Here is a 15,405-nt window from a genome sequence, read left to right on the forward strand (position 1 = left end):
CACCTCTTGGGCGGCCTTTGCCGCCCTTTTTTGAAGGAAGATAACGGTAGTGGAGAGAACAATAATGATAACGCCTAATACTGTGCCTTTATGGCGACGCCAAACAACGGCGATTTTTCTCTGCCTTAGCGCGATAGGCAGTGTCGTTGCCGACGATTATGTTGAAGAGTATCAACCGCCAGTGCATAACGGCTGCGAGTTGGTGCCAGGCGCCCAGTGCGCCAATAGGGACTTATCCGGCGGTGACTTTTCTAACCTTGATTTGCAAGGCGCTAACTTTGCGGGCAGCAACTTAGACGGCTCGGATTTTCGCCATAGCAATCTACGCAGCGTCGATTTTGAAGGTGCATCGCTACGCAACGCTAACCTTAATCGCGCGCGTATGCCCAACACCCACTTGCGTGGTGCCGATCTTTCCCATGCCAGTCTGGTTGGGTTGGATAGCTGGAGCATTTATGCCCAGGGAGCGACGTTTGACCATGCCGACCTGACGGGGGCCAATTTGGCGTTCGCCCGGCTGTCTGGGGCCAGTATGCAGGGAGCGAAGCTGATGGGCAGCAACCTGGAAATGGCCTGGATGAATAAGGTCAACCTGGTAGGGGCGGATCTGCGTGATGCTAACCTGCAAGAAGTCAAAATGAACATTGCCCGTCTTAACGATGCCAATATGACCGGTGCACGTATCCACTACGGTAACTTCCAAATGGCCCAAATGGAGGGATGTACCGGTTGCCCGTTTGATTGGGAGTAATGTCATCATGTCGACACAACACTCGGCGCACTCTGTGCGCCGTTATACCATTTGTTTGGCGTGGATAAGTGGAATAGTTAGCGGAGTGGCGGGTGCTGACGTACCTGCCGCGGCGTTTAACCAACAAGGCTATCGGTTACCGCCATTTAAAGCACCCGTCACTGCACCGCTACCCGGGGTGACCACGTTAGATGACGATACTTTTCAAGTATTGCTGGAATCATCGTCGGTCATCCTGGTGGATGTTTACGCGCTAACTTGGCATAACGGCCTTTTTCTGCAGGATAGTCCTCACTTAACGATCCCCGGTAGTATTTGGCTGCCTAACGTGGGCGCCCCTACTTTGGAAGATGAGTGGCGTGATTACTTCACACAAACACTCGATGCGCAGCGTGAGAACGCGGAGGCAGCGCCGTTGGTGTTCTTTTGCCGCACCGACTGCTGGCTTTCCTGGAATGCTGCCCGACGCGCTGAGGCAATGGGCTATGAAGAGCTATATTGGTACCCCGATGGGGTGGATGGCTGGCAAGCGAACGGTCATTCATTAGCAGCTGTTTGCCCGCAGTTGCCTGCCCATGCTGAGCGAGCCACCTGCGAGCCTTAATGAGTGTATTACTGATAAATAGATTTATTGCCGATAAATCAGCTCGGGCGTTTGGCGGGGAGAAGGCTCCGCTGAACCATCCTGGCTCTGTAACCATTTGGATTGGCGGGTATTGCGGGGAATCAGGGACGCTTGCTCAGGCGTGCTTTGGGCGTTTTCTGCGATCAGGCTCTCTAGCAACCCATGCTGGGGAGAGTGCTGGCACACCGGGTCAGTGGCGTTGATATCGCCGGTTAACAAATAAGCTTGGCAACGGCAGCCGCCATGGTCTTTATCGCGCTCGTCACACTGCTGGCAGAGTGTTGGCATCCACTGGGTGCCGCGAAAACGGTTAAAGGCATCGCTTTGGTACCAAATGTCCTTTAGCGACGTCTCTTTTACGTTGGGAAACGCCATCGGCAGTTCCCTAGCGCTATGGCAGGGCAACACGGCGCCATCCGGGGCGACGGTCATAAAAATGCTCCCCCAGCCGCCCATGCACGCTTTAGGCGCTTGTTCAAAGTAGTCCGGCACCACAAACAACAACGACATATCGCGGCCCCTTGCCGCCAGTGTTTCCCGCCAGCGGTTGGTTTCCGCTTCGGCACGTACCAGTTGTTCACGGGTAGGCATCAACGCTTGGCGGTTCAAAAACGCCCAGCCGTAATACTGGCAGTTGGCCAGTTCAACCGCATCCGCGCCTAGCTCATCGCAGAGGGCAATCAGATCGCCAACTTGATCGATATTGTGCCGATGCAGCACCACGTTCAATACCATGGGGTAGCCAGCGGCTTTGACGGCTTTTGCCATAGCTAGCTTGTTGGCATGGGCCTTGGCGGAGCCTGCCAGCGCCTGAGCCAGTTCGGGGTCGGCAGCCTGCAGGCTAATCTGGATATGATCCAGGCCCGCTTCTGCCAGGGCGTCTACCCGCTGGGCAGTAAGGCCCACGCCAGAGGTCAGCAGGTTGGTATAAAAGCCCAGCGTGCGTGCTTCGCTGACCAGCGCTTCGAGGTCCTGGCGAATCAGCGGCTCGCCGCCGGAAAAGCCCAACTGAGCCGACCCCATGGCCCGCGCCTGACGCAGTACACTAAACCAAGCTTCGGTATCCAGCTCGTTTTGGTAGCGGGTAAATGCCAGCGGGTTAGAACAGTAGGCACACTGCAGCGGGCAGCGGTAGGTAAGTTCTGCCAGCAGCCATAAGGGCGGTGAGATAGCTTCGGCGGTTGGACTCGCTCTGTTTTGATTAACCGTATTACCATTAACCACAGTGCACCTCCTTCACGGTCAGCCAGCCGTTGCTGCGGGCTTCTTCAATAAACTGCACGACATCGTCTGTTAAGGTCTCTGCGCCTGGGTAGCGCCGCTGTAGGGTGGCGATAATGTCGGCGACGGATTGGCGACCATCGACCTGTTCAAGAATCGCCCCGGCAGTCGTGCTGAGCTTGACCATACCTTCGGGGTAAAGAATGACGTGGCAGCCCTGAATGGCCTCCCACTGTAACCGCCAGCCGCGTCGCAGTTGGTAAATGTCTTGCTGTGCCATGTTGAACTCCCCGGCGCTAGTCAATCAAGGTCTAGTAAAGTGAGTGCTCAAGCCCACGGTGATACACCGCTTCACGGGTGACGGTGTGGTAAGGCGGGCGGTCTAACTGATAGGCCATGGTCATGGCATCCAACATGCTCCACAGCACATCGAGCTTGAATTGCAGGATGTCCAGCGCACGCTGCTGCAGCGCCACCGTTGTACACACGCTTAAGGCGATTTCCAGCCCGTGCTCAACGTCTCGGCGGGCTTCGCTGAGGCGCTTACGAAAGTAGCGATAGCCCTGCTCGTTAATCCACGGATAGTGCTGGGGCCAGGTGTCCAGGCGGTTTTGGTGGGCTAGCGGAGCAAACAGCTCGGTAAGCGATGAGATTGCTGCCTCCTGCCAGGGGGCTTGGGCTACAAAGTGGCGGTAAGCATCCACCGCAAAGCGCACGCCGGGTAACACGCGCTCCTGGGACAGCAGCGTATGGCGGTGCAATCCCACGGCTTCACCGAGGGCCAGCCAGGCTTCAATCCCACCCTCATCGCCAGCGTGTCCGTCGTGGTCTAGCAGGCGCTGCACCCATCGTCTGCGGGTGGCTACATCCGTGCAGTTGGCCAGTAGCGCGGCATCTTTTTGGGGAATCATCAGTTGGTAGTAAAAGCGGTTAGCCACCCAGCCCTGCAACTGTTCTCGGCTAAGTTCGCCGTTGGCCATCGCCTGCTGAAAGGGGTGGTTAAGGTGGTAGTACTGCCCTTTATTCATCAGCGCTTCACGGAACGCCTCCCGATTGAGCGGGGTGGCAGCAGCGCAGGGGGTAATCGCGGTTAGCGCCATGATCAATCTCCTAATATTGGCGATAGGGCTATAGCGTGAGTTTCATACGGTCGTAGGCTGTTTCGATGCCTGCGCCCTGAAGTGTTTTTGCCGCCTCGCTGGTGCGGTCTAAAATCGGGTTGGTGTTGTTGATATGAATCAAAATGCGCCGCGTACTGCAGGGCAATTCGTTAAGTAACTCATACATGCCGCCGCTGCCATTGAGCGCGAGGTGCCCCATCTGTTGACCTGTTGAGGTGCCAACGCCTAGTGCCTGCATTTCGTCGTCTTCCCACAGGGTGCCGTCCACCATCACCACATCGGCGGCGTGTAAGAAGCGCATGGCCAGTGGTGTGGGGTTGCCAAGTCCTGGGGCGTAGCACAGCGACTTACCGCTGCGGCGGTCGACCATATACAGCCCTAGATTATCGCCACAGGAAGTCGCTCCACGCCGTGGTGAGTAGGGCGGGGCATTGCTGTGTAGCGCAAAGGCGGTAAGCGCGATATCCGGCAGGAAGGGAATCGAAAACTCGACAACCTCCTGATGCTCTTTCAAGCCAAGCGGCTGCCAGCGCAGCCCGCCCCAGTGCTCCAACATCGTGAACAGTGGAAACCCAGTAGATAAATCGTTATGTACATTGGGCGTGCACCATACATCCAGCGGGCAGCCCTCTCTTAGGGAAAGTAGCCCGGTGACGTGGTCGATCTGGGCATCCACCAGCAGCACGCCACGAATACCGCTGCCCCGCAGTTCGCTTGGCCATAATTCCGGGTTGGCGTTGAGCTGGGCGCGAATGTCAGGGGAGGCATTGCATAGCAGCCACTGTTTGCCATCAACGCTTAACGCAATGGATGACTGAGTGCGTGGTTGATGGCCGCCGCTGCCTTGGCGAGCGTGAAAGCAGTTCGGGCAGTTGCAATTCCACTGAGGAAAACCGCCCCCTGCGGCAGCCCCAAGAACTAGAACCTGCATAGGCTGGCCTCTTAAGTCGGTGCTGCGATGTAAATAAAGCCCCTACCTGCTATAAACCTAATAAAGGCAGGGGCCGCGTCTTAGCGAGTAGAGATATAAAGTGTTACTTCAAAGCCAAGGCGCATATCTTGATAGGTCGGTTTCGTCCACATAAGGAACTCTCCTGCGTTGGTAAGCATATTGTCGTGAGTGGTGTTGCAACTGTCGTTACAAGTGTTACTACACATGTTGGTGCGGGCACTGTCAGCGGTTAAGCATCACTGCCATGGCCGCTTCTTCAGTTAAGCACCGGTAGGGCCAACTGCCTGTGGTACTTTGGGAGTAATTTCCTCGCTCTTTTGTTGGGGCTTGAAGCCTCAACCAAGCCGTGTTGTAGTTAAACAACCCTGTTGTATCAAAGGTTGAATAGCATCTGGCAGCCGCTCCGTTAGATCCTAGATAGCTAACAGGTGTATGACTAACGTCGAAAATGGGCAGTGCCTAATCGCTGTACGGCGGCGCTGTAGGAAGGTAACCGCAGCAGAAAAAACAAAGGAGAACGCGAGTGAAAATAGGTGCACCGAAGGAGAGTGCCCGGGGGGAAGCGCGTGTCGCGCTGACCCCAGAGAGCGCCAAACAGATTCAGAAGCTAGGCCACGAGTGTGTAGTGGAAACCGGCGCTGGCTTGGCCGCGGGCTTTAATGACGACACTTATCGCGATGCTGGCGTTACCGTGGTGGACGGGGCTGACGCGCTCTGGCGCGACGCTGAGGTGGTCATTAAAGTCCGCGAGCCCTCTGATGAAGAGGCCGAGCGGCTGCGTGAAGGTCAAACGCTGATAGCCTTCTTCTGGCCCGCGCAAAACGAAGCGCTGTTGGAGAAGTGTAAGTCCCAGGGTGCTACCGTTATTGCCATGGATATGGTGCCGCGGATTTCGCGGGCACAGAAGATGGACGCGCTCTCCTCCATGGCCAACATCGCTGGCTACCGCGCGGTGATTGAGGCGGGCAATAACTTTGGTCGCTTCTTCACTGGGCAGGTAACGGCAGCAGGTAAAGTGCCCCCCGCCAAAGTGCTGGTGATTGGTGCCGGTGTGGCCGGTTTATCGGCGATCGGTACCGCCACCAGCCTGGGCGCCGTGGTACGTGCCTTTGACGTGCGCCCCGAGGTTTCTGAGCAGATCGAATCCATGGGCGCCGAATTCCTGTTCCTCGATTTCGAGGATAGCCAGGACGGTTCTGAAAGCGGTGGCTACGCCTCGCCCTCAAGCCCAGAGTTCCGCGAGAAACAGCTGGAGTGCTTCCGCGAGCAGGCGCCAGATGTAGATATCGTGATTACCACCGCGCTGATTCCCGGCAAGCCTGCGCCCAAGCTGTGGCTGGAAGATATGGTCGCGGCGATGAAGCCGGGCTCGGTGATTATTGATCTGGCCGCCGAGAAGGGCGGTAATTGTGACCTGACCAAGCCAGATGAGCGCGTGGTCTCGGATAATGGTGTCGTAGTGATCGGCTACACCGACTTTCCTTCGCGCATGGCAACGCAGTCATCGCTGCTCTACGCCACCAATATCCGCCATATGTTGACCGATCTTACGCCTGAGAAAGACGGCGTGATCAATCATAATATGGACGACGACGTTATTCGTGGCGCTACGGTGACTCACGATGGCGAAATCACCTTCCCGCCGCCGCCCCCTAAAGTGAAAGCGATTGGCGCTTCAAAACCCAAGAAAAAAGAGAAAGAGCCCACGCCGGAAGAGAAAAAGGCCACTGAGCTAGCCGCCTTTAAAGCGCAAACCAAGCGCCAGGTGAGCCTATTGGCTGTTGGCGGCGTACTGATGTTGCTGCTGGGCCAAGTGGCGCCAGCGTCCTTTATGCAGCACTTTATTGTCTTTGTACTGGCCTGCTTTATCGGCTTCCAGGTGATTTGGAAAGTGAGTCACTCGCTGCATACGCCGCTAATGGCGGTAACCAATGCGATCTCAGGCATCATTATTTTGGGGGCGATTCTGCAGATTGGCTCCGGCAGCGCAGTGGTTAGCGTACTGGCGGCGATCTCAATACTTATCGCGTCAATCAATATCGTGGGTGGCTTCCTGGTGACACGCCGGATGCTGGCCATGTTCCAAAAATCCTAAGCGGCGGAGAGACGATATGTTAGAGCAAGGATTCGTATCTGCCGCGGCAATCGCGGCGAGCGTACTGTTTATTCTGTCGCTGGGCGGCTTGAGTAACCAAGAGAAAGCCAAGCGGGCCGTGTGGTACGGCATCGTGGGCATGGCGGTAGCGGTGTTCTTCACTGCCCTCGGCCCAGGCATTGGCGGCTACTGGTGGCTGATTCCGATGATGCTGATTGGCGCGGGTATTGGCGCCTACGTAGCGGGCAAGGTCGAAATGACCGAAATGCCTCAGCTTGTCGCAGCGCTGCATAGCTTTGTCGGTTTAGCGGCGGTATTGGTGGCTTGGAGCGCAGATTTAGAGCGCCGCAGGGTGATGGCCGCGCGTGCCGCCGAAGCGTCTTTGGATCAGTTCTCCGCCTTCGCCGCGCTGGTCGCCACCAAAGCCCCCGACGAGCTAATGTTCCTGCAGGTTGAGGTGGTGCTAGGCATCTTTATTGGCGCCATCACCTTCACCGGTTCGGTGGTCGCCTTTGGTAAGCTGGCGGGTAAAGTGGATGGTAAGCCTCGTCAGTTGCCCGGCGGGCATATGCTTAACGCTGGGGCGGCGGTACTGTCGCTACTGCTGGCCATTCTCTACCTGAACGGCGCAGGCTTCTGGACGCTGATTGTGCTGGCGGCGCTGGCATTCTTTATCGGCTACCACCTGATCATGGGCATTGGTGGTGCGGATATGCCCGTGGTGGTCTCCATGCTCAACAGCTACTCCGGCTGGGCGGCGGCCGCTATCGGCTTCACGCTTTCTAATGATCTATTGATTGTCACCGGCGCGCTGGTGGGTTCCTCCGGTGCGATTCTCTCTTACATTATGTGTAAGGCGATGAACCGCAACTTTATCAACGTCATTTTGGGCGGCTTTGGTGGCAGCCAAGGGCCCGCGGCGGAGATCGAAGGCGAGCAGGTGGCGATTGACGCCGGTGGCGTAGCGAGCGCCCTGAACGATGCCGACAGCGTGATCATCGTACCGGGCTACGGTATGGCCGTGGCCCAGGCGCAAACGGCGGTGAGCGATTTGGTGCGCAAGCTTCGTGCAGCGGGCAAGACCGTGCGCTTCGGTATCCACCCGGTCGCGGGCCGTTTACCGGGCCATATGAACGTGCTGCTGGCGGAAGCCAAGGTGCCTTACGACATCGTGCTGGAGATGGATGAAATCAACGACGATTTTGCTACCACCGACGTGGTGATCGTGATTGGCTCCAACGATATCGTTAATCCAGCGGCCGAAGAAGACCCCAATAGCCCGATTGCTGGCATGCCGGTATTGAAGGTATGGGAAGCCAAGCAGGTGTTTGTCTGCAAACGTGGCCAGGGCACCGGCTACTCTGGTATCGAAAACCCGCTGTTCTTTAAAGAGAACACGCGCATGTTCTATGGCGATGCCCGTGATAGCTTAAATACGCTGCTGCCGTTGATTGATTAGGCCTTTGCGTTTTAGCTACCCACGTAACTTAGCTGGACGCTAGGCTACTAAGAGCTATTAGGGACTGAGCCCGCGAGCAATCGCGGGCTTTTTAGTTTCTGTGCAGGGCGCTGCTACTCCTGCTATGGTCGACTACCACCTTATGTGTTGAGCAATCGCGACTATGAATCAACGCCCCAATCCCCGAGTACTGCTGCGTTTGCTGGGTCTACTGCGCCCCTACCGCACGCGGTTGGCTCTGGCTGGCCTGGCGCTACTTATGGCCTCGGGAAGCGTGCTCCTGCTAGGGAATGGATTGCGTCTGGTCATCGACAGAGGTTTTCTCGCCGCTGATCAACAGGCGTTGGCCCAAACACTGGGTTTAATGCTGGCCGTAGTCACGGTGCTGGCGCTTGCTTCTGCACTTCGTTACTACCAAGTGACCTGGATTGGCGAGCGCCTGGCTGCGGACTTGCGCCAGCGCGTGTTTGATCATTTGCTCACTTTAGAGCCGAGTTTCTTCGAGAGCGCCAGCTCCGGCCGTGCTGCCGGAGAGATCGCCTCTCGGCTGACCGCGGACACCAGCGTTCTACAGAGCCTGTTTGGCTCCTCGGTCTCGTTGGCGCTGCGCAATCTGGTCATGCTGGTAGGCGCCGTGGTGCTCATGCTGGTGACTCAGCCGTGGCTCTCGGCGATGGTGCTGATTGGCATCCCCGCTACGCTTCTACCGATTGTCTGGTACGGCCGCCGGGTACGGCGACTTTCGCGCACTAGCCAGGATCGCGTGGCCGAACTTGGCCGTTATGCTGAGGAGGCGCTGAGCGGCATTCGAACCCTCCAGGCGTTTACCCACGAAGCGGCGGATAAAACCCACTACGGTCAGCGCGTGGAGCAGGCGTTCGGCAGCGCCGTAGAGCGCACCCAGCAGCGTGCTTGGTTGACCGGTATCGCCATGCTAGTGGTGTTTACCGCGGTTGGATTAATGCTCTGGCAGGGTGGTCAGGCGGTGTTAGATGGCACTATGAGCGCGGGCGAGCTATCAGCATTTATTTTTTATGCCGTGCTGGCGGCGGGGGCTATCGCCACCTTGGCTGAAGTCGCGGGTGATGTGCAGCGCGCAGCGGGGGCGGCAGAGCGCTTATTGGAGCTGCTCGATACTCAGCCCGCAATCCAGTCACCTGCGAATCCACATCCCCTACCGATGCCATCAAAAGGTGACATTGTGCTGGAGAGCGTCAGCTTCACCTACCCCGGCCGGGCAATCCCAGCGTTGGAAGGGTTTGATCTGCATATTAAGCCGGGAGAACGGGTAGCGGTGGTGGGGCCTTCGGGGGCGGGTAAAAGCACCCTCTTGGCGTTGTTGCTGCGCTTTTATGATCCTAGCCAAGGGCGTATCAGCCTTGATGGCTGTGATATCCGCAGCTTAGAGCTTGCTGCCTTGCGCAGTGTCATGGGGCTGGTGGCGCAAGAGCCTGTGCTGTTCAGCGGCTCGGTGGCTGAGAACCTACGCTATGGTGACCCCGAAGCGAGCATTGAAAGGCTGCGCACTGCTGCCCAGGATGCCAGTGCCCTCGACTTTATCGAGGCGCTGCCTCAAGGCTTTGATACGCCTCTGGGGCCCGGTGGGGTGCAGCTTTCCGGCGGCCAGCGTCAGCGGCTCGCTATCGCCCGGGCGCTGCTTAAAAACCCTGCAGTTTTGTTGTTGGATGAAGCCACCAGCGCCTTGGATGCGGAGAGTGAGCGGCTAGTACAGCAGGCGCTGGATCGGCTGATGGTAGGACGCACCAGCATCGTCATTGCCCATCGGCTCGCCACAGTTATCGCCGCTGATCGTTTGCTGGTGCTCGATGGTGGAAAGCTAATCGCAGCGGGCACCCACGATGAATTAATCACCACTAGCCCGCTCTATCGTCATTTAGCCGCGTTGCAGTTCGGCGGTGAAACGTTATAAAACGGTCCTTTTAATGATGGGAATATCGATGTCGAGCTTCTTTCAGCGCCTTAACGCCGTAAATGCCCCTTCGATTGGCCTGGGCTGTATGAACCTCTCCCACGGCTACGGCAGCATCGTGCCGGAAAGCGCGGCTTTACGAGCGCTGGATGAGGCCTTTGATATGGGCTATCGCCACTTTGACACCGCCACCCTGTACGGCGCTACGGCCAATGAGAAAGTGGTCGGGCGCGCTTTGGAGGGCAAGCGGCATCAGCTGTTTCTGGCCAGTAAATGCGGCATGGCGATGGACCCTGAGTCAGGCAAACGGGTGATTGACGGCCGTCCGGCAAACCTGCGCAAACAGTGCGAAGCAAGCCTTGCGCGCCTGCGTACCGACCATTTGGATCTCTACTACCTGCACCGCTTGGATCGCCAAGTCCCCATTGAAGAGAGCGTCGGCGCGCTGGGGCGCTTGATGGAAGAGGGAAAAATTGGTGGCGTGGGGCTCTCTGAAGTTTCTGCGCTAACGTTACGTCGTGCGGCAACTGAATATCCCATCGCCGCGGTGCAGTCGGAATACTCGCTGTGGACGCGCAACCCTGAAATCGCCCTGATCGATGCGTGCCGAGAGGTGGGCGCGGCCATGGTCGCGTTTAGCCCTCTGGGGCGCGGCTTCTTAACCGGCGCCATTCAAGACCCAGCGCGTCTTGAAGAGGGCGATATGCGCCGTAATATGCCGCGCTTCAGCGCCGAAAACTACCCGCATAATATAAAACTATTTGAACGCCTTGCGGCGCTGGCGCAGGCTTTAAACGTAACGCCGGGGCAACTGGCACTGGCCTGGCTGAAAGCGAAAGGCGACGACATTATTCCCATTCCGGGGACACGCTCACCTGACCATATGCGCGAAAATTTAGCGTCGGAAACACTGCGCCTTGATGCCACCACAATGCAGCAGTTGGATGCCATGATGACGCCCGATCAGGTCGCAGGGGCTCGCTACAGCGAGGCGCAGCAAGCGGATATTGACACCGAGGAGTTCACCCGTTAGCAGCGACTAGGAGTGGGTATTAACAGGGGTGATGGGTAAAAACTATTAGAGCGGTCGCAAAAAGCAAATTGTGCCTATGACTGATCTGCTTTAAAACAGTACCAAGTGAGTGAGGTGTCCGTGCTAGTCAGAAAGGCAACGTACACGACGCTCAACGTCAGTTGACTTGGTCGCTAGAAAGCGAGCACCACCAAGAAAAAAAGCAACTAACACAAAATAGAGTGATGGGAGAGCGCGATGAGTGGTAAATGTCCTGTAATGCACGGTGGTAATACTTCCACAGGTACGTCGAATAAAGACTGGTGGCCTGAAGGAATCAACCTGGATATCTTGCACCAGCATGACCGCAAAACGAACCCGATGGATGCAGATTTTGACTATCGGGAAGAGGTCAGAAAGCTCGATTTTGACGCGCTCAAGCAAGACGTCCACGCGTTGATGACTGACAGCCAGTCGTGGTGGCCAGCTGACTGGGGTCACTACGGCGGTCTAATGATTCGTATGGCATGGCACTCTGCGGGCACCTACCGGCTTGCCGACGGCCGTGGCGGCGGTGGTACCGGTAGCCAACGTTTTGCACCCCTCAACTCCTGGCCGGACAACGTCAGCCTCGATAAGGCGCGTCGTCTACTGTGGCCGATCAAGAAGAAGTACGGCAACAAGATCAGCTGGGCCGATCTGATGATCCTGGCCGGTACCGTTGCCTACGAATCCATGGGTCTGCCTGCTTACGGCTTCTCGTTTGGTCGCGAAGACATTTGGCACCCGGAAAAAGACATCTACTGGGGCGATGAGAAAGAGTGGCTGGCGCCTTCCGACGAGCGATACGGCGACGTTGAAAAGCCTGAAACCATGGAAAACCCGCTTGCTGCGGTTCAGATGGGGCTTATCTACGTGAACCCTGAAGGCGTGAACGGCGTGCCCGACCCGCTGAAAACTGGCCAGCAAGTGCGTGAAACCTTCGCCCGTATGGCGATGAATGACGAAGAGACCGCTGCCCTGACTGCCGGTGGACACACCGTGGGTAAGTGCCACGGTAACGGCGATGCGGCAGCGCTGGCGGCTGAGCCAGAAGCCTCTGACGTTGAAAACCAGGGATTTGGCTGGGGCAACCCGACCATGGGTGGCAAGGCAAGCAATGCCGTTACGTCTGGCATTGAAGGTGCCTGGACCACTCACCCCACCCAGTTCGACATGGGCTATTTCGACCTGCTGTTCGGCCATGAGTGGGAGCTGCGCAAGAGCCCGGCTGGTGCTCACCAGTGGGAGCCCATCGACATCAAAGAAGAGGACAAGCCGGTTGACGCCAGCGACCCCTCTATTCGCCACAATCCGATCATGACCGATGCGGATATGGCCATGAAGATGGATCCGATTTACCGCGCCATTTGTGAAAAATTCATGGCGGATCCGGAGTACTTCAAGAAGACCTTCGCTAAGGCGTGGTTCAAGCTGACCCACCGTGACCTAGGCCCGAAAGCACGCTATATCGGCCCGGAAGTACCCGCTGAAGACTTGATCTGGCAGGATCCAATTCCGGCTGGCAGCACCGACTACAGCGAAGAAGTGGTTAAACAGAAAATCGCCGACGCCGGCCTGAGCATCAGCGATATGGTTAGCACCGCGTGGGATAGCGCGCGCACTTACCGTGGTTCTGATATGCGCGGCGGTGCCAACGGTGCACGCATTCGCTTAGCGCCACAGAAGGATTGGGAGGGCAACGAGCCTGCGCGTCTCGCCAGCGTATTAGCCGTGTACGAGAAGATTTCTGCTGACACTGGCGCAAGCCTTGCCGACGTGATCGTTCTGGCCGGCAGCGTAGCGATCGAAAAAGCCGCCAAAGCCGCAGGCTACGACGTTCGCGTGCCATTCCTGAAAGGGCGTGGCGATGCTTCTGCCGAGATGACCGACGGCGAATCGTTTGAGCCACTAGAGCCGCTGGCTGACGGTTTCCGTAACTGGCAGAAGAAAGACTATGTCGTGAAGCCGGAAGAGTTGTTGCTGGATCGCGCGCAGTTGATGGGGCTGACAGGGCCGGAAATGGTCGTGCTACTGGGTGGTATGCGTGTGCTGGGTACCAACTACGGTGGCACCAAGCACGGCGTATTCACCGACCGTGAAGGTCAGTTGACCAACGACTTCTTCGTCAACCTGACCGATATGGGCAACACCTGGAAGCCGGTGAGTAAAAACACCTACGAGATTCGTGATCGTCAGACGGATGCCGTTAAGTGGACCGCCTCCCGCGTTGACCTGGTGTTCGGTTCTAACTCGCTGCTGCGCTCCTACGCGGAAGTCTACGCCCAGGACGACAACGACGAGAAGTTTGTTAAAGACTTCGTCGCTGCCTGGACGAAAGTGATGAACGCGGATCGCTTTGACGTCGCCTAAGCACTAAATACGTTAGTGCTAACAAATAACCCGCATCCCAGGATGCGGGTTTTTTTATTGCGTGTTTATATGCTCAATGCAGGAATGAACGTTAATCAGAGGCTCCCTGGTTATTTTGCCGTAACAACACGAGACGCTTTATGAAACGCAGTAAATGGATATGGCTAGTATGGGCAGTCGTCTTGCTTTGCTATGTAGTGCCTTACACCTTGTTGGGCCATGTATCGCAATGGTACGGCAGCTTTCTGTTTTGGGCATGTGCCGGCTTAGTCATCATTGCTCTGAACGTGTTTATCACTAAAGATTTCAAGGAACGCAGCGATGACTGAATCGCTAATTTGGTGGTCCATTGCTATCTACTTATTGGTCGCTATAGGCATTGCCATTCTGTCGCGCCAAGGCCCGGCGAAAGGTGGTTCAGAAAGCATGTCGGGCTACTTTTTAGGCAACCGACAAATGAACGGCTTTGTCTCCGCGCTAAGTTACAGTGCCACCACTTACAGTGCTTTTATGATGGTGGGGCTGGCTGGCCTTACCTATGCTGGTGGCGTTGGGGCGCTAGGTTTCGAAATTATCTACTTTGCCGGTGTTTCCCTGGTGGCTGTTTTTGGACCTAAATTCTGGGCCGTCGGCAAAAGATTTGGTTTTGTGACACCAAGTGAAATGCTGGGTCACCGTTATAATAGCAAGCATGTTGCCATGGCCGTATCGATTGCCAGCTGTATTTTCTTGATTCCTTACTCGGCCGTTCAGCTCGCTGGCGTCGGTTATCTGCTTCAAGGGATCACCGATGGAGCAATTACTTTTACCACCGGAGTGGTGTTAGCTACGGTGGTCGCTATCTTCTTCTCTTATATCGCTGGAATTCGTTCGGTCATGTGGACCGACTCGCTCCAGGCCATCATGATGATCGTGGTTTCCACACTCGTGGCCTGCCTGGTGATTCAAGGCCTGGGCGGCTTTGGCGCGCTGTTCAATACGCTGGCAACGGAACACCCGCAGTCACTGACGGTACCTGGGCCTGGGTTATTTAGCTTTGTCACTTTCTTGGGGCTTACTATCCCGTGGTTCTTCTTTAGCCTTTCTAACCCTCAAGTCAGCCAGCGCCTGTTTATGCCTTCGTCGCTGCGTTCTATGCGTCAAATGCTGCTTGGTTTCCTAGTGTTTGGCTTTATCTACACCATTGTTTCCGTGCTGTGGGGGTTCTCTGCTTTAGCGGCTTTCCCAAGTCTTGAAAGTGCAGATTTAGCCACGCCCACGCTGCTGGCCTCGGAGTTTGTTCCACCAGTGTTAGGCGTGATTGTAATGATCGGGATCATGGCGGCCGCCGTTTCTACTATCGATTCGATTATGCTGACGCTGGCGTCCATGGTTTCCCGTGATGTCTATGCCAACGTCAAACCGAATGTCAGTGAAAAGCGCCAACTGCTGGTAGGTAAGTTTGTGGTGCCGGTGATTGCGTTAATGGCGTTGGCCTTCGCCGAGCTACAGCTTGACCTTATTGCGGTGCTGTCGGTGGCTGCTTCCTCTGGTCTGGTAGCCATGGTGCCCGCCCTGATCGGCGCCTTCTACTGGAAGCGCGGCACTTCAGCCGGTGCATTGACCAGTGTGGTGGGCACCAGTGCCTTTGTGCTGCTGATGTACGCCACCGGCAACTCGCTGCTGGGGCTGCCTGCCGGTGTATGGGGCATTGTAGTCGCTAGTGTGCTGTTTGTTGGCGTTAGCCTTGTAACCAAACCTCATCAAGCCACCACGGATGCTTTCTTTAGCGCCATTGCTGAAGAGCTGGGTAAAAATCGTCGGCATAAGGCTTTTAACTGAGGCTTT

At 56.5% G+C, this 15,405-nt stretch carries 14 protein-coding genes; 9 read left to right on the plus strand and 5 right to left on the minus strand.

Features of this window, described 5'->3' with window-relative positions:
• The first annotated feature begins 64 nt into the window (after window positions 1-64).
• On the plus strand, window positions 65-751 hold the full coding sequence (locus KO116_RS02705) for a pentapeptide repeat-containing protein (protein WP_052703710.1): 687 nt from the start codon (window positions 65-67) through the stop codon (window positions 749-751).
• Window positions 752-758: 7 nt separating this feature from the next.
• Window positions 759-1,355 carry a rhodanese-like domain-containing protein gene (locus KO116_RS02710; RefSeq protein ID WP_045812055.1) on the plus strand — a complete coding sequence of 199 codons (597 nt, stop codon included), beginning with the start codon at window positions 759-761 and terminating at the stop codon, window positions 1,353-1,355.
• Window positions 1,356-1,379: 24 nt separating this feature from the next.
• Here the strand turns inward: KO116_RS02710 and pqqE are convergent, their stop codons facing one another.
• The 5 genes from pqqE to pqqA form a co-directional block, all read right to left on the minus strand.
• Window positions 1,380-2,600, minus strand: a complete 1,221-nt coding sequence (pqqE, locus tag KO116_RS02715) for a pyrroloquinoline quinone biosynthesis protein PqqE (protein ID WP_052703711.1) — start codon at window positions 2,598-2,600, stop codon at window positions 1,380-1,382.
• Complete coding sequence (gene pqqD / locus KO116_RS02720; protein WP_035560600.1) at window positions 2,593-2,877, minus strand: pyrroloquinoline quinone biosynthesis peptide chaperone PqqD; 285 nt, start codon at window positions 2,875-2,877, stop codon at window positions 2,593-2,595. The genes pqqE and pqqD overlap by 8 nt, the downstream gene beginning before the upstream one ends.
• 31 nt (window positions 2,878-2,908) lie before the next feature.
• Window positions 2,909-3,697: a pyrroloquinoline-quinone synthase PqqC gene (pqqC, locus tag KO116_RS02725; protein ID WP_035560602.1), complete on the minus strand. Its 789-nt coding sequence runs from the start codon at window positions 3,695-3,697 to the stop codon at window positions 2,909-2,911.
• 28 nt (window positions 3,698-3,725) lie between these two features.
• On the minus strand, window positions 3,726-4,649 hold the full coding sequence (gene pqqB / locus KO116_RS02730) for a pyrroloquinoline quinone biosynthesis protein PqqB (protein WP_035560604.1): 924 nt from the start codon (window positions 4,647-4,649) through the stop codon (window positions 3,726-3,728).
• An 80-nt stretch (window positions 4,650-4,729) separates the two neighbouring features.
• Window positions 4,730-4,801 (minus strand): pyrroloquinoline quinone precursor peptide PqqA, encoded by a 72-nt coding sequence (pqqA, locus tag KO116_RS26025; protein ID WP_009722990.1) that lies wholly within the window; start codon window positions 4,799-4,801, stop codon window positions 4,730-4,732.
• 392 nt (window positions 4,802-5,193) lie between these two features.
• On the opposite strand from pqqA, the gene KO116_RS02735 reads away from it, so the two are divergent.
• The 7 genes from KO116_RS02735 (at window position 5,194) to KO116_RS02765 (ending at window position 15,399) form a co-directional block, all read left to right on the plus strand.
• A complete protein-coding gene (locus KO116_RS02735; RefSeq protein ID WP_035560606.1) occupies window positions 5,194-6,765 on the plus strand; it encodes a Re/Si-specific NAD(P)(+) transhydrogenase subunit alpha in 1,572 nt (523 codons plus the stop codon).
• 16 nt (window positions 6,766-6,781) lie between these two features.
• Window positions 6,782-8,224, plus strand: a complete 1,443-nt coding sequence (locus tag KO116_RS02740; protein WP_035560608.1) for an NAD(P)(+) transhydrogenase (Re/Si-specific) subunit beta — start codon at window positions 6,782-6,784, stop codon at window positions 8,222-8,224.
• 163 nt (window positions 8,225-8,387) lie between these two features.
• Entirely contained in the window at window positions 8,388-10,154 is a 1,767-nt protein-coding gene (locus KO116_RS02745) for an ABC transporter transmembrane domain-containing protein (protein WP_035560610.1), read from the plus strand.
• A gap of 28 nt (window positions 10,155-10,182) precedes the next feature.
• Window positions 10,183-11,187: an aldo/keto reductase gene (locus KO116_RS02750; protein WP_035560613.1), complete on the plus strand. Its 1,005-nt coding sequence runs from the start codon at window positions 10,183-10,185 to the stop codon at window positions 11,185-11,187.
• A gap of 237 nt (window positions 11,188-11,424) precedes the next feature.
• Entirely contained in the window at window positions 11,425-13,578 is a 2,154-nt protein-coding gene (gene katG / locus KO116_RS02755; RefSeq protein ID WP_035560616.1) for a catalase/peroxidase HPI, read from the plus strand.
• A 140-nt stretch (window positions 13,579-13,718) separates the two neighbouring features.
• Complete coding sequence (locus KO116_RS02760) at window positions 13,719-13,907, plus strand: hypothetical protein (RefSeq protein ID WP_035560619.1); 189 nt, start codon at window positions 13,719-13,721, stop codon at window positions 13,905-13,907.
• Window positions 13,900-15,399, plus strand: coding sequence for a sodium:solute symporter family protein (locus KO116_RS02765; RefSeq protein ID WP_035560622.1), 1,500 nt, complete (start codon window positions 13,900-13,902; stop codon window positions 15,397-15,399). Before KO116_RS02760 ends, KO116_RS02765 begins: the two co-directional genes overlap by 8 nt.
• Window positions 15,400-15,405 lie beyond the last annotated feature (6 nt).

This window comes from Halomonas sp. KO116, from assembly GCF_000734975.2.
Taxonomy (GTDB): domain Bacteria; phylum Pseudomonadota; class Gammaproteobacteria; order Pseudomonadales; family Halomonadaceae; genus Vreelandella; species Vreelandella glaciei.

Coding starts and splice junctions, on each gene's coding strand:
- KO116_RS02705 (WP_052703710.1), top strand. CDS start 65: ATGATAACGCCTAATACTGTGCCTTTATGGCGACGCCAAACAACGGCG.
- KO116_RS02710 (WP_045812055.1), top strand. CDS start 759: ATGTCGACACAACACTCGGCGCACTCTGTGCGCCGTTATACCATTTGT.
- pqqD (WP_035560600.1), bottom strand. CDS start 2,877: ATGGCACAGCAAGACATTTACCAACTGCGACGCGGCTGGCGGTTACAG.
- pqqC (WP_035560602.1), bottom strand. CDS start 3,697: ATGGCGCTAACCGCGATTACCCCCTGCGCTGCTGCCACCCCGCTCAAT.
- pqqB (WP_035560604.1), bottom strand. CDS start 4,649: ATGCAGGTTCTAGTTCTTGGGGCTGCCGCAGGGGGCGGTTTTCCTCAG.
- KO116_RS02740 (WP_035560608.1), top strand. CDS start 6,782: ATGTTAGAGCAAGGATTCGTATCTGCCGCGGCAATCGCGGCGAGCGTA.
- KO116_RS02745 (WP_035560610.1), top strand. CDS start 8,388: ATGAATCAACGCCCCAATCCCCGAGTACTGCTGCGTTTGCTGGGTCTA.
- KO116_RS02750 (WP_035560613.1), top strand. CDS start 10,183: ATGTCGAGCTTCTTTCAGCGCCTTAACGCCGTAAATGCCCCTTCGATT.
- katG (WP_035560616.1), top strand. CDS start 11,425: ATGAGTGGTAAATGTCCTGTAATGCACGGTGGTAATACTTCCACAGGT.
- KO116_RS02760 (WP_035560619.1), top strand. CDS start 13,719: ATGAAACGCAGTAAATGGATATGGCTAGTATGGGCAGTCGTCTTGCTT.
- KO116_RS02765 (WP_035560622.1), top strand. CDS start 13,900: ATGACTGAATCGCTAATTTGGTGGTCCATTGCTATCTACTTATTGGTC.